Below are 18,191 nucleotides of genomic sequence, written 5' to 3'. Positions count from 1 at the left end.
CATGGCGTAATGGTGTTGCGAGTGCATATCAGGCATCGGCTTTCCTCGTGACGGATTATGTCACGGCAGGGCCGAGGCGGGTGGCAGCCAGGCGCAGGTCGTTGACAAAGCGGTCATATTCGCGCCCCCGCGCCGCTTCATCGGGCAGGCGCAGCAGGTAGGACGGGTGAACCGTTACGAGTCCGTCCGATCCATCTTCCATGGCAATGATGCGCGAACGCTCCCGGCTTATGGTCACGGCACGCCCCAGCAGCGCCGAGGCTGCCGTAACGCCCAGCATGACCACCACCGCGGGGCGGATGATCCGCCGCTCGGCGGCAAGCCATGGGGCGCAGGCGGCAATTTCCGCCGGGCCTGCCTTTTCATGGATGCGGCGTGTCGGGGTGCGGCGGAATTTGAAGTGCTTGACCGTGTTGGTCACGTAAGTGTCGTCCCGCCCGATTCCGGCCTCATGCAGGGCGCGGTCGAACAGCTGCCCCGCCGGGCCGACAAAGGGGCGGCCCGCGCGGTCCTCGATATCACCGGGCTGTTCACCCACGAACATCATGCGCGCCGACTCCCGTCCTTCGCCAAACACGGTCTGGGTGGCATGGGCCGCCATGGGGCAGACCAGGCATGTTTTCGCCGCCAGCGCCACCGCGCGCAACGATGTGATGCGGGCAATGTCAAGGTCGGGCACCATGGGCAGGGCGGGGGGCGGCAGGCCGGTCGGGTCAAGCGGCTGCGGCGCCTGGCCGGGGGCTTCGCGCAGCATTTCGTGGCCGGTCCAGCGCAGCGTGCGGTCCGGCATGTCGAGTTGCCAGGGGGCGAAGGAGAGCTGCAGGGTCAGGAACCGCGCATTGCTCTCGGGCACGTGGCTGGTTGTTTCCACATGGCCCTGATACGGGGCTGCGGCGTTATGGCGGGAAAGGGCCTGGCGGATCTCATCGCGCAGGTGCCGGGTCTGTGCGAGTACATCTTCCTTTGCCCCGGCCATGCGGGCTGCCATGCTTTCGCCTGTCGGTACGCCCATGACATGGTCATAAACCAGCGTATAGGCGAGGGCGAAGCGCTCGGGCAGGGCGGACTGCACCATGATGGCCGCAAGATCCATGACCGCGCGCGGCACGGTAAAGCGTGCGGCGGCCGGGTCTGGCGCGGGCAGGGCGGCGGATTCGGGGCGGGCTGCAACCTGCCATGCAATGTCGGCGGGCGGGATGTGGCGACCGGCAAGGCTGCGCGTGGCGGCGCGCCAGCCCGCGAAGTCGGCTTCATGGGCAAGGGTGACGGTCATATCGGACATAATGGCGGTCTCATCGCGGTGGCGGGCTGGCGCGGCAGCGCCCGCGCGGTGTCAGACAAGGCCCATGGCCCGCGCGCTGCGCCACATCATGTATAATGCCACGACAAAGATCAGGCATGCAAAGATCAGCCGCAGGCGTTGTGGCTGGCGGCCCAGCCTGCGTGCCGCCAGCGTGCCGCCAAGGCCGCCGACCACGCCGCCCGCCACCAGTATGGCCGCCATGGGCAGGTCAACCATCCCTGCCGCGGCATAGCTGGCCGATGTGGTCAGCCCGAAGGCGCATACCGCCACCAGCGAGGTCGCGATGGCGTTGAGCATGGGCATGCCCGTTGCCGCCAGGAGTGCCGGCACGATCAGGAAGCCGCCGCCAATACCGAAAAAGCCCGAGCAGAATCCTGTCGCCCCGCCGTAAAGCAGCACGGGCGCGATGGTGGTGCGCTCGGCGGGGGCAGGGGCCTGTGCCCCCGTGTTGCAGCCGCGCGCCATCAACCCGCCAACGCCCAGCATGACTAGCGCAAACAGGAACAGAAGGTGCTGCCCGTTGATGACCTTGCCGCATGCAGCCCCCACCAGCGCGCCGCCCACGCCCGCACTGGCGAACAGGCCCGCGCATTTCCACCGCACGTTGCCTGCCCGGGCATGGCTGGCAAGGTTGGACAGGGCATTGACCGTGACGGCGACCGCACTCGTGCCGATGGCGCGGTGCGGGTCGGCCATGCCAACCACATAAAGCAGCAGCGGTACGGCTAGGATGGAGCCGCCACCGCCCACAAGCCCGAGCGTGAAGCCAATGATGCCGCCGCTGCCCAGCCCGAGGGCGACCTGCGCCAGGTCAACCATGGAGCATGCCGGAGGGCATCGGGCGCTGGCGTGCGTGGCTGGGAATCATGCGACAAGTCCGGTTCAAGGCGTGCGGAGCCTGATAAATGGTTTATCTTTTTACTATATTATGTATGTATTTTATCAAGCGCTATATTCCCGCTCATGCGGCAGGTCGCTGTTGCGCGGGATGTGAATATGGTACAGCACGCGCTCAAACCGCCAGCTGAGAGGGAGCATTCCATGCCCAAAATGCCGAGAACACGCGAAGTTGCCGAAAACCTTGTGCAGCGCCTGCGGCTTCTGGCCCAGCCCCAGCGGCTCATGGTGCTGGCCTGCCTGCTCGATGGTGAAAAGAGCGTGGGCCAGATTGAAAGCGAAACCGGCATTGGCCAGCCAACCCTGAGCCAGCAGCTTGCGGAACTCCGGCGCGCCGAAATTGTTACAACCCGCAAGGAAGCCCGGCAGGTCATTTACAGTATTAAGGATAGTATGGAGGAAATGCGCGTGCGCCTGATCTGTGCCGTATGCGATCCCGATTTCGACATGGAGCGCCTGGCCGGGCTGGTGCGCCGGGGTGTCGCGGGGCCGGGCCCGGTCAAGGATGAGCCGGCGGCCTGCTTCGCCCGTATATATCTGGAATCGTGACGGCGCGCATTTTCAAAACAATATATTGATGGAAACAATAAAAGTTTTTCCAAAATGCTGCCTTTGTTCAAAATGGCGGCATTTTCCAAAGAATCCTGCCAAACACGCCTCCTCAAAAACGTCCATATGATGGCCGGAGGTCTTGCGACGGGATGCTTTAGCCACATTTTGAATCAATTTTATACAAATAAATGCTTTCCACCGGTGGAATTATTTAATACTGGACGTTCCATATAATATAAGAGGTATAGGTAATTAGAATAAGCGTAGTCGGTTTAATGTCCAGTATTGTATTCAGCAGTCTGTCCGTATATGTAAATGCAATGTAAGGTATCGTGAATAAAACCACGAAATTTGATTGTAAGTTAAAGAGGCGCCCAAACCATGTCTGATACTGAACAGGATTTCCCATGCCTGGAACTGACCGCACAGATCGTGTCGGCACATGTTTCCAATAACAGTGTCGCCGCCGATGTGCTGCCTGACCTGATCCGCAATGTTTACGCGGCACTGTCAACCGTGGGGCGCCCGGCAGAAGAGCCTGAAAAGCTTCAGCCCGCCGTGCCCATCAAGCGCTCGGTATTCGCCGATTACATCGTTTGCCTTGAAGACGGCAAGAAACTCAAGATGCTCAAGCGCCATCTGCAGAGCGCCTATGGCATGACCCCCGACCAATACCGTGAGCGCTGGGGCCTGCCGGCCGAATACCCCATGGTTGCCCCCAACTATGCCGAGCGGCGCTCAAGCCTCGCGCGCGAGATCGGCCTTGGCCGCAAGATCACCGCAGCCTCCGCCGCGGCGGCCGCGTCTGAGGCCGGTGGGGCGGAAGGGGGCCGCGGGCGCCCGGGCCGTCGGCGCAAGGCATGATGCGGGCCTGTTCTTACGTTTGATCCTGCCTTCGGTATGGGCGGTATCCGTGGTATTGCCCTAACCATGGATACCAGCCCCGATATGTCTATGCACGCCACGTCACGCCGCCGCCAGCTTCTGCTCTGGCGGGGGAGTGCCGTGGCTTTTTTTGTTCTTGCCTGCCTGCTGGCCGTCAGCCGCTCGGGCGTGCTGGCCGGTCACGGCCCGCATCTTGTCCACCTCAGGCTTGCGGGGGTGATTGGCACTGACGAGCACGAGAATGTCGAGGCGCTGAAAAAAGCGGCTGATGATGCCTCGGTCAAGGGGCTGGTGCTTGAGGTCAACAGCCCTGGCGGTGCGGTAACGGGGGGCGAGGTGCTGCATGATGCCGTGGCGGCGTTTGCGCGCCGCAAGCCGGTTGTCGTGTCCATGGGCAGTGTGGCGGCTTCGGCGGGGTATATGGTGTCGGTGCCGGCCAGCCGCATTTTTGCCAACCGCTCCACCCTGACAGGCTCGATTGGCGTGTTGCTGGAATCGCCCGATGTGTCCAGCCTGCTCGAGCGGGTGGGCGTGCATGTGGACCAGCTTGTATCCGGCCCCATGAAGGGCCAGCCTTCCGCCGTGCAGCCGCTCTCGCCCCAGGGGCGCGAGATGTTGCAGGGCGTTATTGCCGATCTCTACGGTTTTTTTGTTACCGTCGTGGCGCAGGACCGGCACATGAAGCCCGAGCGCGTGCGTGAACTGGCCGATGGCCGCCCCTATACCGGCCAGCAGGCGCTCGGGCTCGGGCTGGTTGACCAGATCGGCTCGCTTGATGATGCGCGGCAGTGGCTGCTCGGAACCACGCATCTGCCCGATGATGCCCAGGTGACCGATATCGGGCCACAGGCAACCCAGGTTAACTGGCGGCACTGGATCACGGGCATGCTGTCAGGCGTGCCGGGAGCGGAAATGCTGTTGAAAGAAAGCAGCATGCTTGACGGGGCCGTTGCGATCTGGAAACTATAATTTCTTGTTTAATTTGAGGGAAACAGGATGACCAGATCGGAATTGATCGCCGAGCTTGCCGCAGCCCGCCCCCATATCCCCCTGCGGGATGTGGAACGTATCGTTCAGGTCATCTTTGCTGAAATCAGCAATGCCCTGATGCATGGCGACCGGGTGGAACTGCGTGGCTTTGGCGCCTTTACCGTCAAGAAGCGCGATGCCCGCACCGGGCGCAACCCCCGCACGGGGGAGAGCGTATCGGTGGATGAGAAGGTCGTGCCCTTCTTCAAGGCAGGCAAGGAACTGCGCGAACGCGTCAATTCAGCCCCCGCTGCCGACTGAACGGGGCGGCGGGCATCCTATTTTTCAATGATGCATTGAAGCAGGAAGAGAGAAGTTTCCGGGCGCCGCCTTTTTCAAAAAGGGCGGCGTTCCTTTAAGCTTCAGGCCAGAATTCGCCCCGGAAACGTCCAGTGTGTGGCACGCCATGGCGCCAGGCGGGCATGCGTCATCCCGGCCGGAATGAACCGGCGCGGGTGATGCTGCGCGTGCTTAGTGGCGTGCGTTGATTTCCGCGAGCAGGAAGTCGCGGAAAACAGCCACGCGCTTGGAGGTGCGCAGTTCCTCGGGGTAGACGAAATAGGCATCCACCGTGGGCAGCGGCACCTCGGGCAGGATCTTGACGAGGTTGGGGTACTGCGACGCCGCATAAAGCGGAATCGAGCCAATGCCGATGCCTGCCGCAATGGCGCCCGCCATGGCGGCGAGGCTGTTGACCTCAAGGCGGGCCTGACGCCGCTCATCGGATGGCACGCCGGTCTCGGCCAGCCAGTTGATGTGCGGCACGGGCGGGTGATACCCCCCGAACAGGATCAGCTTGTGGGCGTTGAGCTCTTCCAGCGTGCGTGGCGTGCCGTAGTCGTTGAGATAGGACTGCGAGGCATAGATCGGCAGCGGGAAGTCGGCCAGGTGCCGCTGGATCAGGTCCGGCTGGCGGGGCGGGTGCATGCGCACCGCCACGTCGGCCTCGCGCATGCCCAGATCGAGGTCGTTATCTTCCAGGATCAGGGTGATCGAAATATCGGGGTTGGTTTCCATGAACCGGTGCAGCCGCGGCGTGAGCCAGCAGGTGCCAAAGCCGGTTGTGGTTGTTACCCGTAGCCGACCGGCTGCCTTTTCCTTGCTTTCCGTCAGCAGGGACTGGGTCATGGCGAGCTTGGAGAAGACTTCCCGAACCGTCTGGTTCAGTGTCTCGCCCTGCTCGGTCAGGATCAGCCCCCGGGCATGCCGGTGGAAAAGGGGAACCTGCAGCGCTTCTTCCAGGGCTGAAATCTGCCGCGATACCGCAGACTGGCTCAGGTTAAGCACGTCGCCGGCATGGGTGAAGGACCCTGCCTCGGCTACAGCATGAAATATCCGGAGTTTATCCCAGTCCACGCGTTGACTCCGCTTTCTATCTTATAAAGGGCGCGCCAAATGTTATGACACTAGGGGTTGTGGTGAAGGAAATGCTGGAGCAGGTCAAGGACTCATGCAGTCCTTTACTGACCTGCGGCAAGAAAACGCTCGGCCTCGAGTGCGGCCATGCAGCCGGTGCCCGCGGCGGTCACGGCCTGCCTGTATATCTTGTCCTGCACGTCACCTGCTGCAAATACGCCTGGCACCGAGGTGCGCGTGCTACCGGGTGTCGTGGTGATGTAACCATCCGTATCAATGGCCACGACATCACGAAAAATTGTGGTGTTCGGGGCATGGCCGATGGCAACGAACACGCCATCCACGTCGATATGGGTGGTTGCGCCCGTGACCGTATCGCGCAGGTCCGCCCCCGTGACCACGGCAGGCGTGCCGCTGCCGGTAATGCGTTCGACCGCCTTGTTCCACAGTACCGAGATCTTGGGGTTGGCATGCAGGCGGTCCTGCAGGATCTTTTCCGCCCGCAGGGTATCGCGGCGGTGGATCAGGGTGACGTGGCTGGCGTGGTGGGTGAGGTACAGGGCTTCCTCCACCGCCGTGTTGCCGCCGCCAATCACGGCCACGCGCCTGCCACGATAGAAAAAGCCATCACACGTGGCGCAGGCCGATACACCCGCGCCCTGGAATTCCTTCTCGCCCGGCACGCCCAGCCACTTGGCCTGCGCGCCGGTGGCGATGATGACGCTGCGCGCTTCGTACACCGTGCCGGAATCGCCGGTGGCGTAGAAACGGCCGCTGCCATCAGCGCGGGTGAAATCGCATGAGACGATGATGTCATCCATCATGCGCGTGCCGACATTGCGGGCCTGCTCGGCCATCTGCTCCATCAGCTCCGGCCCTTGTATGCCCTTGGCGAAGCCGGGATAGTTCTCGACATCGGTGGTGATCATGAGCTGGCCGCCGGGCTGCAGCCCCGCCACGAGAACGGGCGAGAGGCTGGCGCGCGCGGCATAGATGGCGGCGGTATAACCGGCGGGACCCGCGCCGATGACAAGCAGGTCGGTAGAAACGGTCTGGGGCATGAGATCGGGAAAACCTATCGTATCGTCATAATTTCCTTTGGTATGGTCGTCCACTGGCGTCCGTGCAAGGGTTGGAGTAGAAAGTGCATCATTATCGTGGCACCCGGCCGGGCGGTTGCCCCTTTGTCGAGAGATGGAATGTGCATGGCGGAACGGATGGCTGATCTGGATGCGATTGATCGTCGGATTGTGGCCGAACTTCAGCTCGATGGCCGCATGACGAACGTGGAACTGGCGCGGCGTGTCGGCATTTCCGCGCCGCCATGCCTGCGGCGCATGCGCAGGCTGGAGGAGGACCACGTGATCCGTGGCTACCATGCCGACACCGATGGCGCACGGCTGGGCTGGTCGATCACGCTTTTTGCCCTGATCGGGCTGGACAGCCAGAAGGAAACCGTGCTCGCCGCCTTCGAGGCGCAGGTCTCGGCCTGGCCCGAGGTGCGCGAGTGCCACATGATTCGCGGCGGCGGCGATTTTCTGGTGCGGCTCGTGGCGCGTGACGCCACGCATGAAAACCTGCTGACCCGCCAGTTGACCGAAGCCGCCCATGTGGCGCGCGTGCAGACACTCCAGACCATCCGCACCAGCCTCAACCGCCCCGGCGTGCCTGTGTGAAGGCAATGATGTGAAGAGGGGGAAGGACAGCCCGCGCCCGTGGCTGTGCCTGCTTGGCCTGCTGGCCTGCCTGCGGCTGGTGGTGGCGGCCCTCCTGCCGCTTTCGCCCGATGAGGCCTATTACCGCATCTGGGCGCTGGCGCCTGCGGCAAGCTACCTTGACCACCCGCCCATGGTGGCGGCGTGGATCAGGCTGGGCATGGCGTTCGGCGGCGATGACCCGCTTGGCGTAAGGCTGGTGGGCGTGCTGGCGGGGGCGGGGGTCTCCTTTTTCGTGTTCCGCGCGGTGCGCGACCTGCTGCCTTGTGCTGCGCCCGCGCTGGCATGGCGGGCCTGTGCGCTGTTGCAGGCAACACTTGCGCTGGCCATCCAGTCCGTTGTCATGACGCCGGACATGCCGGTGCTGTTCTTCCTGTCCGTGCTGCTGTGGGTCATGGGGCGCATCGTGGCCGGCGGGGGGGCGCGCTGGTGGCTGGCTGCGGGTCTTGTGGCCGGGCTGGCCTTTGACAGCAAATACACCGCCGTGCTGCCCGTGGCGGGCATTGGCCTGTGGTGGGTGGGGCACGGCCTGTGGCGGCGCGCGCCGGGGCAGGGTCGGCACTGGGCCGCGATGGCAGGTGGACTGGCGCTGGCCGTGCTGTGCGCCACGCCCGTGCTGTGGTGGAACGCAACACATGGCTGGGTCAGCTTTGCCCGCCAGGGTGGCCGCACGGCGGACTGGCACCCGGCAAGGGCCGCCCAGTTCCTGACCGAACTGCTGGCCGGGCAGGTCGGGCTTATGACGCCGGGCATTGCCGCGTTCTTTATGTGGGGGCAGGTGCGTGCGTGGCGGCAGGCGCGGCAGGCGCCCGGTGCGGCCCTGCTGGCCTGTTTCGTGGCCGTGCCTGCATGCGTGTTCGTGCAGCATGGCATAGGCGACCGGGTGCAGGCGAACTGGCCGTTGGTGATCTATCCGGCGCTGGCGGTGGCCACGGCGCTGGTGGGCTGGCGCTGGGCGCGCTGGGCGGTTGGCGGCGGGCTGCTGGTTGGCGCGCTGGTTTACGGGCAGGCGCTGTTTGCCCCGTTGCCTCTTTCTTCCCATGCCGATGTGGCGCTGCGGCAGATGGCGGGGTGGCGCGGGCTGGCGGCGGAAATCAACGCCGTGGCCAGACCCGGCGAATTCGTGGCCGCGTGTGATTACGGCACGGCGGCGGAACTGGCCACGGTGCTGCCCAGCCGCGCCGTGGTGGGCATGGAGCCGCGCTGGGCGCTGTTCAACCTGCCGCATGACGTGACGGGCGGGGGCATTATGGTATGCAACCCGCGCCGTGTGTTCGATACGGATGTGTTCGCCTCCGTGGACAGGCTGGGCACGGTCATGCGCGGGCGCGGGGGGCGCGTGGCCGAGCCGGTTGGCCTGTATCGCGTGCAGTTGCGTGGTGACCTGTCAGCTGCCGAGCGCCAGGCGATGGCGCGCCTGCCGGTCGTGGGCGGGAAATGAGCCTCATGGATCTCTGCCTGTTTCCCTCGGTTTCTTTTACGGGCATGGGTCATTCATCCCCAGCCTTCCAGATGCAGTCGGGCCAGGTTTCAGAAACCGGCGAATGCCAGATACTTCTGCCTACGTAATAAAGTAACCATTCTCTGCAGGTAGCGCCCTGACAGGCAGCAGGCGCCTCTGTTGGACTTCAGGACAATTGTTTCGAAATAAAATAGTATTTTCAGTCTCTATTTTTATTTTAGATAATAGTTTAAGTGCAATGCATCGATAAAAAATAAATGTTTTTGGGTGCTCCCTTTTTCCAAAAAGGCGGTATGCCCCGAAGCAGTCAGGAAAAGGTCTTGCCAGAACGACTGTCAGGGTCACGCCGCATCAGTCAGCCACGGGCAGTGCCTGGCGCACCTGTTCGAGCATGGCCTTCATGCGGAAGGGCTTTTCCAGCAGGGGCAGGGGGGCGTAGCCTGCCAGCCGGTCAGGATCGCCGCTCATCACGATCACATGGCTGCCACGTGCGCGGGCGGCGGCAATGAAGGCATCAGGCTCGCCATCGGGCAGGGTCAGGTCCACCAGCGCCAGCGTGCAGGGGCGGGCTTCAAGCGCCCGCATGGCATCGGCCACGCTGGGGCATATGGTGGCGGTGATGCCGTCGCTTTCCAGCATGGTGGCGACCAGTTCGGCAATCATGGCCTCGTCTTCAACAATCAGCGCGGTGCGGGCGGTCATGACAGGAGACTTTCGGCCCGGTGGTGGGGGGCGGTATCGGTCGTGCGGGTTTGCGGGGCCAGTGGCCACGGCGCGATGCCGCGGGCTGACAGGGCCAGGGCGCCGAGTTCGGGCAGGCCGGGGCTGAAGGCGGCCGGGCGGGCATGCACCTGCTCGAGATCGAACCAGTCGACCGCATCCGCGTCGTCGCCCGCATGGATGTCGGTCCAGCCATTGTCGTGGCATTTCACGGCCACGATCAGGTAGTGAAAGCGGATATGGCCGCTGCCGTCACGATCGATCAGGTCGAAGGCGGTCAGCGTGCCTTCGGCGTGGGTGATGAAGCCGGTTTCCTCGCGCAGTTCGCGCGCGGCGGCGTCAAAACAGGTTTCGCCATGCTCGATGCGCCCGCCGGGAAAGCCCCACAGCCCCTGATCGGGCGGGTTGCGGCGGCGCACGAGCAGCATGCGCCCCTTGCGGACGATGATGGAAAGAACGGCCCCGGCCAGTGTCATGTTATCGGACATGGATGAAATATATCGGATCGTGGCCCCGCATCCATGCCTGTACGGGACCGGAGTGTTCCCGATTGCGTGAACACGCGCGCACGTGGCGGCATGGCGGGCCTATCGCCTGAGTACGATATGCGCCCGGCAGCGTGGCGTGCCATAGACGCCAACGATGGTCTTGCCTTCCGGATGCGCCTCGAACACCATGGGGAAGGCCGCTCCCGAGGGCTGTTGCAGCAGCGTCTCGGCATGATAGTGGGCGTATCCCTTTTCCGGCTGGCCGCGCAGCGGCACGGAGCCATCGGCGGGGGTGAAGGTGAGGGTTTTCGAGCCGACCTGAAAGGTGGAGGTATCGCGCGTCACGTCGGTGCAGTTGCCCTTGTCGGCCACGAGCTGGCCGGTCCACAATCCTTTCGGGTCGTGCAGCGCATCGGCTGCTGCCGGGGGCGCAAGGGCAAGGATGCCAGCCAGGCCAAGGGCCACCGCCGCTGGCCGCACGAGGCATGCAATCATGAAAACGGACCTCTGGTTGGGGTTTCGGAACGCGGCAGGCGACATGGGCCTGCCTCATGCCTTATATTGTGCTATCTGCGCCCGAAAGACTATCCCACCCTTGCACCGGGTCGCCCACTCATGCTGGAAGCCCTGTGTATCGATAATGCCGCGACCGAAAGACACATGATGAACGACACCGTGAATACAGCCCCCCCACCGGCAGGACTTGATGAATCCCTGCATGAAGACCGGATCCTGATCCTGGATTTCGGCAGCCAGGTCACGCAGCTGATTGCCCGCCGCGTGCGCGAGAGCGGGGTGTATTGCGAAATCTGGCCGTATTCCAGCACGGCCGAGCGGATTCGGGCCTTTGCGCCCAAGGGCATCATCCTGTCAGGCAGCCCGGCCAGCGTGCTTGACGAGAATGCGCCCACCATCCCGCCGGTGGTGTTTGAACTGAACGTGCCGGTGCTGGGCATCTGCTACGGGCAGCAGGCCATGTGCCGCATGCTGGGCGGCAGGGTCGAATCATCCGAACACCGGGAATTCGGCCGCGCGCATATCGATATTATCAAGGATTGCGCGCTGTTTCGCGGCACATGGGCGCGTGGTGGGCGCGAGCAGGTGTGGATGAGCCATGGCGACCGCGTGACCGCGCTGCCGCCGGGCTTCCAGGCCGTGGCCGTGAGCGAGGGCGCACCGTTCGCCATCATCGCCGATGAAGGCCGCAGGCTCTATGGCGTGCAGTTCCACCCCGAGGTGGTGCACACCCCGCATGGCGCGGCCCTGCTGCGCAACTTCACGCATGGCGTGGCGGGGTGCCGGGGCACCTGGACCATGGCGGGCTTCCGCGACATGGAGATTGCGCGCATCCGCCAGCAGGTGGGCAAGGGGCGGGTGATCTGCGGGCTTTCTGGCGGGGTTGATTCCTCGGTGGCCGCCGTGCTGATCCATCAGGCCATTGGCGACCAGCTGACCTGCATTTTCGTCGATCCGGGCATCCTGCGCGCGGGCGAGGCGGATGAGGTGATCCGCACGTTCCGCGACCGCTTCAACATCCACCTCATCCACCGCGATGCCTCCGACCTGTTCCTCAACGCGCTTGAGGGCGTGAGCGACCCCGAGATCAAGCGCAAGACCATTGGCCGCCTGTTCATCGAGGTGTTCGAGGAAGAAGCCGCCAAGCTTGGCGGCGCCGAGTTCCTGGCACAGGGCACGCTCTACCCCGATGTGATCGAGAGCGTGAGCTTTACCGGCGGCCCGTCGGTGACCATCAAGTCGCACCACAATGTGGGCGGCCTGCCCGAGCGGATGAAGATGCAGCTTGTCGAGCCGCTGCGCGAACTGTTCAAGGATGAAGTGCGCGAGTTGGGCCGCGAGATGGACATTCCCGAGGCGATCGTGGGGCGCCACCCGTTCCCCGGTCCGGGGCTGGCGATCCGTATCCCCGGTGCCATTACGCGCGAGAAGCTGGCCCTGCTGCGCCGCGTTGATTCGATCTTCCTCGAGGAAATCCGCTCCGCTGGGCTGTATGACGCCATCTGGCAGGCCTTTGCCGTGCTGCTGCCCGTGCGCACCGTGGGTGTAATGGGCGATGGCCGCACCTATGATTACGCCTGCGCCCTGCGCGCCGTGACCAGCACGGATGGCATGACGGCGGATATCTATCCGTTTGACATGTCGTTCCTCAACCGTGTGGCCGGGCGTATTGTCAATGAAGTGCGGGGCGTAAACCGCGTGACGTATGACATTACGTCCAAGCCGCCGGGAACGATTGAGTGGGAATGATTCACAAGGGTCCTGAAGGATCCCATTCCCTCCCCGAACCCTACCTAACATATTGAAATAAAAAGTTAATGTCGTCGTCTGCTATTGCAGACTATCGATGTGCACAGGTTGGTTTTGACGGTATGCGTGACGGACCTCGTCAGGCTTGCCAGTCGGGAATTGTGTGAATACCGTCATGGGCAGATGGGCCTGTGACGGTATTTTTTTACAATAAGTCTTTGTAAACAGATGCTTTTTCTCCGAAACAGCCCACCAAAATCCCTTGACGGTATTTTTGGGTCGGAGGCGGTGCAATGCTTACGGATGCTGCAATTAGATCGTTGAAACCAAAAGAAAAAAAATACAAGGTCGCGGACCGTGACGGGATGTATGTCCTCGTCACGGAAAAAGGCGTGGTGTCCTTTCGAATGGACTACCGTCTGAATGGACGGCGCGAGACCGTGTGTTTCGGGAAATACGGTCCAGGGGGACTATCGCTCGCGCGTGCACGGGAGAAGTGTATTGATGCGAGACGCGCTCTCGCGGAAGGAATTTCTCCGGCGATCGAGAAGCAGCGCAACAAGCGGCGCCTCAAGGAGGCCAGAAGCTTTGGCAAGCTGGGAGAGAAATGGCTGCAGGCTGCAGCAATGGCCGATAGCACCCGGGCCATGCGTCGCGCAATTTTCGAACGGGAACTGCTTCCTGTCTGGAGCAACCGTCTTCTGACCGAGATCACGCCGAATGATCTCAGGACGCATTGTGCAGCGATAGTCGATCGCGGTGCGCCGGCGACGGCGATACACGTTCGGGATATTGTAAAGCAGATCTACAACTTTGGTATTTTGCATGGAGAGAAGGTTGCCAATCTTGCCGACGAGGTCGGACCTTCATCGATCGCGACCTTCGTTCCCAAGGACCGTGCACTTTCTCCCGCTGAAATTCGGGTGTTATTCCGGGTGATAGAAAATGTACCGACGTTGCCGACCATCCGCCTGGGAATGCGGTTCTTTTTACTGTCCATGGTCAGGAAAAGCGAATTGCAGGACGCTGTTTGGGATGAAGTTGATTTCGAGAATGCTGTCTGGACAATTCCTAAAGAACGCATGAAGCGTTCAAAGGCACATAATGTGTATCTCTCTCATCAGATGTTGGACATATTGATCGCATTGAAAACGTGTGCAGGAAATTCGCGTTACCTACTACCGTCTCGCTATGATGCAGACGCGCCGATGTCCCGCGCGACATTCAATCGCGTGACCTATTCAGTCGTCGATCAGGCCAAAAAGGATGGGCTGTCGTTGGAAGCTTTTACGGTCCACGACCTTCGTCGCACGGGATCAACGCTTCTGAATGAACTGGGCTTCAATAGCGACTGGATTGAGAAATGTCTTGCTCATGAAGACGGGCGTTCTTCGCGGGGCGTCTATAATAAAGCAGAATATGAGCTACAACGGCGTCATATGATGCAGGAGTGGTCGAACACCGTGGATGCCTGGATCGCAGGTAAGAAATACGTGCCCAACCTGGTGTCACCATCTATGCCGTTGTTCGAGCCGGATCCTGCCCTTTGATCGGGCGCGTTCGCCTCTGCCTTACGTCGGGACCTCTTGCCGGCATACTTGGTTTCGAACGCCGTTCTTCCAACCATGCTTCCACTTCGGCCAGGTCCCACACGACACAGCGTGGCGAAAGACAGAAGCGGCGCGGGAATTCACCGCGTTGTTCCATTTCGTAAATTGTGCTGTCGGCCAGCGGCACCATTTCACGCAGTTGGCGCCGACGGATTGATTTCCGGGGAGACGATATGGCTCTGGCGTGCATTGATCTGACCTTTCCTATTGGCTCTAATAATAAGAGCCAATAGGTATCGTTGTGCGGAAGTGTATTTTCTATCGTAGGGACAAACGGGACAAAAACGGATAAAAATAGGATAGGGGCAGCCGTTTATACAGGATCTGGATGTCTGTACAGCATAAGGTCAGTCTGTGAAGAGACAGTTCTCAATGCGTATGCCCTGTTGCATGATTGGCGGATCGTCAGAATACGCCTTGGTTCAAGACGTGGACCTTGGCGATCTATGTTCCCGAAAGCAGACGTCAGATCATAACCTGTCTGCGTAACAGGGCAGATATCCATGCGCTTGTGCAGGATGATCATGTCGCTGGAACCTATCGTTGGCGTCCTGCACTGGCGGCGGGACGGATCGACATGATCGACCATGGCCTCCAGTCCGTGTCCTGAAACCGTCGCCGGAGAACATGTGGAAGTGCGCAATATTGTCCCGACTTCCATGGAGATGAACGTCCATCGCGTCTCGCCATTGCCCGCATGGTTGGTCCATGCGTAACTCGACGTGGGCGTGGTGGCTGCCCGATCCAAGGATGCTGCGACCAGGCACCCCGCACGTAACGGGGCAGGAGGATATTGAAAACCCGTTGACAGACCCTGCTTTCGAAGGCTTTGATTAAAACAGCTAGTCCGGTCTTTGCGGACCGTACTTTCGTATGCGTTAACGTGAAACAACGCACAGAAACTGACAGCAGCATGCTGGCAGCCTGTGCGTCTGTGTATCCACAGTCACCGGTCTGTCGGCATGACAGGGATACACAGTGATGAAGCTTTTCCAGTCCTTTTCAAATCGCGATGATGCCCCCGAGATCCGCCGTGTGCGGCATGACCTGGTCAGGCGTAGTCTTGAAGTCCGCACTGTTGAGCGCCTGACCCCGCACATGATCCGTGTCACGCTGGGTGGCCCCGAACTGGCCGGGTTCACCAGTCCATCCCCGGATGATCATATCAAGATCTTCGTGCCCGGCCTGGATGGCGCGCCAACCCGTCGCGATTACACGCCACGCCGTTACGACCCGCAGAACGGTACGCTGCTTCTGGATTTCGTCAATCACCATGGTGGCCCGGCCGCGGCCTGGGCGCGGGCCGCCAAACCGGGTGACCGACTGGAGATCGGTGGTCCACGCGGGTCGCAGATCATTTCCGGCCCGATTGGTCACTGGCTTCTGATCGGCGACGAAACGGCGTTGCCTGCGATCGGACGACGGGTTGAGGCGCTTCCTGCCCGGACGTCCGTTACGACTGTGGTTGCTGTGCCGGGGGCGGAAGACGAGCAGGTCTTTGTCGCGGCTGCAGACCATTCTGCCCATTGGGTCCATCGGCCTATGGAGCAGGCGGATGACGCTGCCAGCATTCTTGCTGTCCTGAATAATCTGGAAATTCTGGACCATACTTTTGTCTGGGTCGGTGCCGAGGCCCGCGTGGCAAAAGCCGTGCGCCAGTATCTTCTCGATGAACGCAGGATTCCGGCACAGTGGATCAAGGCATCCGGCTACTGGGTGAAGGGCCAGGCCGATGCGTCCGTGAAAGACGTCGGGGACGCGCGCTGAACGATAAGGGGCGTGGGTGTCAGGACCATGATGAGGCGCCTCCCTTACAAATTTATACATTTATTCAGCGAGACATGACCTACCTTCGGTTCATGAATCGAAGAAGGCCGAACAGGATATTTTGCCTGATATGAAAAACTTACTTCTGACCCTGACCGTTTTCCTTGCGGTCATGGGGGCAGGGTCGGGATTGCTGCCTGTCTCTGTCCCTTCGGCACAGGCGGCGGATAGCGCTTCCCTGCCGGTGGTCGCACCCGCCATATCGTGCGATGCGCTGGGCCATATCGATCTTGCGCCCGCCGTCGGCGCTGCAGTCCATGGCCAGAAGGCTGCCGTGCTTCAGACGCCGAAGGGGAAATTCTGCAAGGTCACGGGACAGGTCGCTCCTGCGATTTCCTTTGAGGTCGATCTGCCCATGGAGCACTGGACCCAGCGATTCCTGCTGGGTGGATGTGGTGGTCTGTGCGGCATGACGCGTGTGGGCGTCAGTAATGCCGGGGCCTGCGCGCCCGCCCTGAATGGCGAATTCGTCATGGCGGGTGATGACATGGGCCATACCGGCTCCATGATGGGACTGGCGCAGGGCGAGTTTGGCAAGGATCCGCAAAAGCGTATCGACTTCGCCTATCGCGCGAACCATGTCACCACGCTGGCGGCCAAGGCCCTGATGGCGGCTTTCTACGGACAGGCCCCGAAATATTCCTATTTTGTCGGCTGTTCCGATGGTGGGCGCGAAGCACTGATGGAAGCCCAGCGTTTCCCCGATGATTTTGACGGCATTTCCGCCGGTGCCCCGGCCGCCCTGTTTACCGTGCAGAACTCTTTCTACCATGCGTGGAACGTGCGCGGGAACCAGCGTGCCGATGGTACCAGCATCCTGCTGCAAGGCCGCGTGAACGTGCTGCATGATGCCGTCATCCGCCATTGCGATACGCTTTCGGGCGTAAAGGACGGCATTCTCGAAGATCCCCGCACCTGCCATTTCGATCCCGCATGGGTGCGGTGTCCGGCTGGCCAGAGCGACACCGCGCACTGCCTGACGGCGGAGGAAACGCAGGCGGCTGTGCGTCTCTATACCGGGGCAACCGATGCATCCGGTCATCCCTACATCATCGGCGGCCCCCTGCCGGGGTCGGAACTGCAATGGGCGCTGCCCGCGACCGCGGATGGAGAGTCCATGAGCAATGGCATTGCTGCTTCGGCCATTGCCTATGTCATTCCGACGCAGGTGGATGAAAAGGCGGCTGACCTGAGCCGTTTCCGCTTTGATGATGCCTCCTTTGCCCGGATGAGCGAACTGGCCCCGCTGTATAATGCCGAGAACACGGACCTTCATGCGTTTCACAAACGTGGTGGCCGTCTGATCCTGTGGCATGGCCTGGCGGACCAGTCGATCTCGCCCCTGAACACCATCGCCTATTATCAGGGCGTGCAGCGGGAAATGGGCGTGGAGGAGACCGAAAGCTTCCTGAAATTCTACCTGCTGCCCGGTGTGGGCCATTGCGGCAATGGCGAGGGCTTTCCGCAGATCGATTTCCTCTCGCCGCTGATGGGCTGGACTGAAACCGACACCGTGCCCGCCGTCATCCGCACCGAGCGGACAGCACAGGGCAGGGAACCGATGGGACCACCGCCCGGCAGCCATGACAGGCCCCCGGCGGGCGGGCAGATCCATATGGCCCCCATGCTCAGCCAGCCGGATGCGCGGCCGAATACCACGGCAATAGCCAGCCGTCCCGTCTATCCCTACCCATATATTGCCCGGTATGCCGGGGCAGGGGACGTGAACGATGCGCGCAATTATCGACCCGTGAAATCGCCGGTGTCCCTGCCGATGACATTTGCAAGTCATGCCACATCGCTGATCGGCCCGGATAACCAGAAGCTGTATGTCATCCGGGACGGAAAGCTTGTCGTGGAAGGCGCGAAGTAACGGAAATCGTGCCGCTCGGCATCAGATGTCGGGCGGACGACCGAGGCTGTTCAGACTTCATGGCTATATGGGTTCCGGCGCACTGCCCTCGCCCGGCAGAATGATGGAGCAAGGGTCAGCGGTCACGCCCACTGACGTGCCCCCCGAAAATGTGCCCATTTTAAAGTAGAGTCCGATCGAGAAGGATACGGACGAATGAAACGCAGTCG

Annotated in this window: 18 protein-coding genes; 10 read left to right on the top strand and 8 right to left on the bottom strand. The window is 61.8% G+C overall.

Going from position 1 to position 18,191, the window contains the following annotated elements; all coding sequences use genetic code 11:
* Positions 1-55 precede the first annotated feature (55 nt).
* Positions 56-1,282: a UdgX family uracil-DNA binding protein gene (locus DV027_RS02825; RefSeq protein ID WP_130730446.1), complete on the bottom strand. Its 1,227-nt coding sequence runs from the start codon at positions 1,280-1,282 to the stop codon at positions 56-58.
* 51 nt (positions 1,283-1,333) lie between these two features.
* Positions 1,334-2,122 carry a sulfite exporter TauE/SafE family protein gene (locus DV027_RS02820; protein WP_130730445.1) on the bottom strand — a complete coding sequence of 263 codons (789 nt, stop codon included), beginning with the start codon at positions 2,120-2,122 and terminating at the stop codon, positions 1,334-1,336.
* A 222-nt stretch (positions 2,123-2,344) separates the two neighbouring features.
* Here DV027_RS02820 and DV027_RS02815 point away from each other — a divergent pair, with 222 nt between their 5' ends.
* From DV027_RS02815 to ihfB, 4 genes are all read left to right on the top strand, one after another.
* Positions 2,345-2,749 carry an ArsR/SmtB family transcription factor gene (locus DV027_RS02815; RefSeq protein WP_130730444.1) on the top strand — a complete coding sequence of 135 codons (405 nt, stop codon included), beginning with the start codon at positions 2,345-2,347 and terminating at the stop codon, positions 2,747-2,749.
* Between the two features lie 384 nt (positions 2,750-3,133).
* Positions 3,134-3,616 (top strand): Ros/MucR family transcriptional regulator, encoded by a 483-nt coding sequence (locus DV027_RS02810; protein WP_130730443.1) that lies wholly within the window; start codon positions 3,134-3,136, stop codon positions 3,614-3,616.
* A 66-nt stretch (positions 3,617-3,682) separates the two neighbouring features.
* Positions 3,683-4,606 (top strand): signal peptide peptidase SppA, encoded by a 924-nt coding sequence (sppA, locus tag DV027_RS02805; RefSeq protein ID WP_130730442.1) that lies wholly within the window; start codon positions 3,683-3,685, stop codon positions 4,604-4,606.
* 27 nt (positions 4,607-4,633) lie between these two features.
* The gene (gene ihfB, locus DV027_RS02800; protein ID WP_110569229.1) at positions 4,634-4,927 is read left to right on the top strand and encodes an integration host factor subunit beta; all 294 of its coding nucleotides are present in this window, start codon (positions 4,634-4,636) and stop codon (positions 4,925-4,927) included.
* A gap of 210 nt (positions 4,928-5,137) precedes the next feature.
* On the opposite strand, the gene DV027_RS02795 is transcribed toward ihfB, so the two are convergent.
* On the bottom strand, positions 5,138-6,022 hold the full coding sequence (locus DV027_RS02795) for a LysR family transcriptional regulator (protein ID WP_014104779.1): 885 nt from the start codon (positions 6,020-6,022) through the stop codon (positions 5,138-5,140).
* 104 nt (positions 6,023-6,126) lie between these two features.
* Positions 6,127-7,083 carry a thioredoxin-disulfide reductase gene (gene trxB, locus DV027_RS02790; RefSeq protein WP_130730441.1) on the bottom strand — a complete coding sequence of 319 codons (957 nt, stop codon included), beginning with the start codon at positions 7,081-7,083 and terminating at the stop codon, positions 6,127-6,129.
* 144 nt (positions 7,084-7,227) lie between these two features.
* On the opposite strand from trxB, the gene DV027_RS02785 reads away from it, so the two are divergent.
* Positions 7,228-7,698 (top strand): Lrp/AsnC family transcriptional regulator, encoded by a 471-nt coding sequence (locus DV027_RS02785; protein WP_130730440.1) that lies wholly within the window; start codon positions 7,228-7,230, stop codon positions 7,696-7,698.
* A 10-nt stretch (positions 7,699-7,708) separates the two neighbouring features.
* Complete coding sequence (locus DV027_RS02780; RefSeq protein ID WP_242621704.1) at positions 7,709-9,178, top strand: ArnT family glycosyltransferase; 1,470 nt, start codon at positions 7,709-7,711, stop codon at positions 9,176-9,178.
* A 372-nt stretch (positions 9,179-9,550) separates the two neighbouring features.
* Here the strand turns inward: DV027_RS02780 and DV027_RS02775 are convergent, their stop codons facing one another.
* The 3 genes from DV027_RS02775 to DV027_RS02765 form a co-directional block, all read right to left on the bottom strand.
* Positions 9,551-9,901, bottom strand: a complete 351-nt coding sequence (locus DV027_RS02775) for a response regulator (RefSeq protein ID WP_130730438.1) — start codon at positions 9,899-9,901, stop codon at positions 9,551-9,553.
* The gene (locus DV027_RS02770; RefSeq protein WP_130730437.1) at positions 9,898-10,407 is read right to left on the bottom strand and encodes an NUDIX hydrolase; all 510 of its coding nucleotides are present in this window, start codon (positions 10,405-10,407) and stop codon (positions 9,898-9,900) included. Before DV027_RS02770 ends, DV027_RS02775 begins: the two co-directional genes overlap by 4 nt.
* A gap of 99 nt (positions 10,408-10,506) precedes the next feature.
* On the bottom strand, positions 10,507-10,902 hold the full coding sequence (locus DV027_RS02765; protein ID WP_130730436.1) for a hypothetical protein: 396 nt from the start codon (positions 10,900-10,902) through the stop codon (positions 10,507-10,509).
* A 168-nt stretch (positions 10,903-11,070) separates the two neighbouring features.
* Here DV027_RS02765 and guaA point away from each other — a divergent pair, with 168 nt between their 5' ends.
* Positions 11,071-12,672, top strand: coding sequence for a glutamine-hydrolyzing GMP synthase (gene guaA / locus DV027_RS02760; RefSeq protein WP_165399098.1), 1,602 nt, complete (start codon positions 11,071-11,073; stop codon positions 12,670-12,672).
* A 293-nt stretch (positions 12,673-12,965) separates the two neighbouring features.
* A complete protein-coding gene (locus DV027_RS02755) occupies positions 12,966-14,222 on the top strand; it encodes a tyrosine-type recombinase/integrase (RefSeq protein ID WP_130730435.1) in 1,257 nt (418 codons plus the stop codon).
* Here DV027_RS02755 and DV027_RS02750 read toward each other — a convergent pair.
* Positions 14,188-14,472, bottom strand: a complete 285-nt coding sequence (locus DV027_RS02750) for a helix-turn-helix transcriptional regulator (RefSeq protein WP_110507796.1) — start codon at positions 14,470-14,472, stop codon at positions 14,188-14,190. The genes DV027_RS02755 and DV027_RS02750 overlap by 35 nt on opposite strands.
* 791 nt (positions 14,473-15,263) lie before the next feature.
* Between DV027_RS02750 and DV027_RS02745 the strand changes: the two genes are divergently transcribed.
* Positions 15,264-16,049: a siderophore-interacting protein gene (locus tag DV027_RS02745; RefSeq protein WP_130730434.1), complete on the top strand. Its 786-nt coding sequence runs from the start codon at positions 15,264-15,266 to the stop codon at positions 16,047-16,049.
* Positions 16,050-16,179: 130 nt separating this feature from the next.
* Positions 16,180-17,982, top strand: a complete 1,803-nt coding sequence (locus DV027_RS02740; RefSeq protein WP_130730433.1) for a tannase/feruloyl esterase family alpha/beta hydrolase — start codon at positions 16,180-16,182, stop codon at positions 17,980-17,982.
* Positions 17,983-18,191 lie beyond the last annotated feature (209 nt).

The organism is Komagataeibacter xylinus, assembly GCF_004302915.1.
GTDB classification, from domain to species: domain Bacteria; phylum Pseudomonadota; class Alphaproteobacteria; order Acetobacterales; family Acetobacteraceae; genus Komagataeibacter; species Komagataeibacter xylinus_C.
The sequence above is the reverse complement of the archived record's forward strand: the minus strand, read 5'-3'. Positions and strand labels throughout refer to the sequence as shown.

Coding starts and splice junctions, on each gene's coding strand:
- DV027_RS02745 (WP_130730434.1), top strand. CDS start 15,264: ATGAAGCTTTTCCAGTCCTTTTCAAATCGCGATGATGCCCCCGAGATC.
- DV027_RS02785 (WP_130730440.1), top strand. CDS start 7,228: ATGGCGGAACGGATGGCTGATCTGGATGCGATTGATCGTCGGATTGTG.
- DV027_RS02820 (WP_130730445.1), bottom strand. CDS start 2,122: ATGGTTGACCTGGCGCAGGTCGCCCTCGGGCTGGGCAGCGGCGGCATC.
- DV027_RS02755 (WP_130730435.1), top strand. CDS start 12,966: ATGCTTACGGATGCTGCAATTAGATCGTTGAAACCAAAAGAAAAAAAA.
- DV027_RS02825 (WP_130730446.1), bottom strand. CDS start 1,282: ATGTCCGATATGACCGTCACCCTTGCCCATGAAGCCGACTTCGCGGGC.
- sppA (WP_130730442.1), top strand. CDS start 3,683: ATGGATACCAGCCCCGATATGTCTATGCACGCCACGTCACGCCGCCGC.
- trxB (WP_130730441.1), bottom strand. CDS start 7,083: ATGCCCCAGACCGTTTCTACCGACCTGCTTGTCATCGGCGCGGGTCCC.
- DV027_RS02750 (WP_110507796.1), bottom strand. CDS start 14,472: ATGCACGCCAGAGCCATATCGTCTCCCCGGAAATCAATCCGTCGGCGC.
- guaA (WP_165399098.1), top strand. CDS start 11,071: ATGAACGACACCGTGAATACAGCCCCCCCACCGGCAGGACTTGATGAA.
- DV027_RS02815 (WP_130730444.1), top strand. CDS start 2,345: ATGCCCAAAATGCCGAGAACACGCGAAGTTGCCGAAAACCTTGTGCAG.
- DV027_RS02810 (WP_130730443.1), top strand. CDS start 3,134: ATGTCTGATACTGAACAGGATTTCCCATGCCTGGAACTGACCGCACAG.
- DV027_RS02740 (WP_130730433.1), top strand. CDS start 16,180: ATGAAAAACTTACTTCTGACCCTGACCGTTTTCCTTGCGGTCATGGGG.
- DV027_RS02770 (WP_130730437.1), bottom strand. CDS start 10,407: ATGTCCGATAACATGACACTGGCCGGGGCCGTTCTTTCCATCATCGTC.
- ihfB (WP_110569229.1), top strand. CDS start 4,634: ATGACCAGATCGGAATTGATCGCCGAGCTTGCCGCAGCCCGCCCCCAT.
- DV027_RS02775 (WP_130730438.1), bottom strand. CDS start 9,901: ATGACCGCCCGCACCGCGCTGATTGTTGAAGACGAGGCCATGATTGCC.
- DV027_RS02765 (WP_130730436.1), bottom strand. CDS start 10,902: ATGATTGCATGCCTCGTGCGGCCAGCGGCGGTGGCCCTTGGCCTGGCT.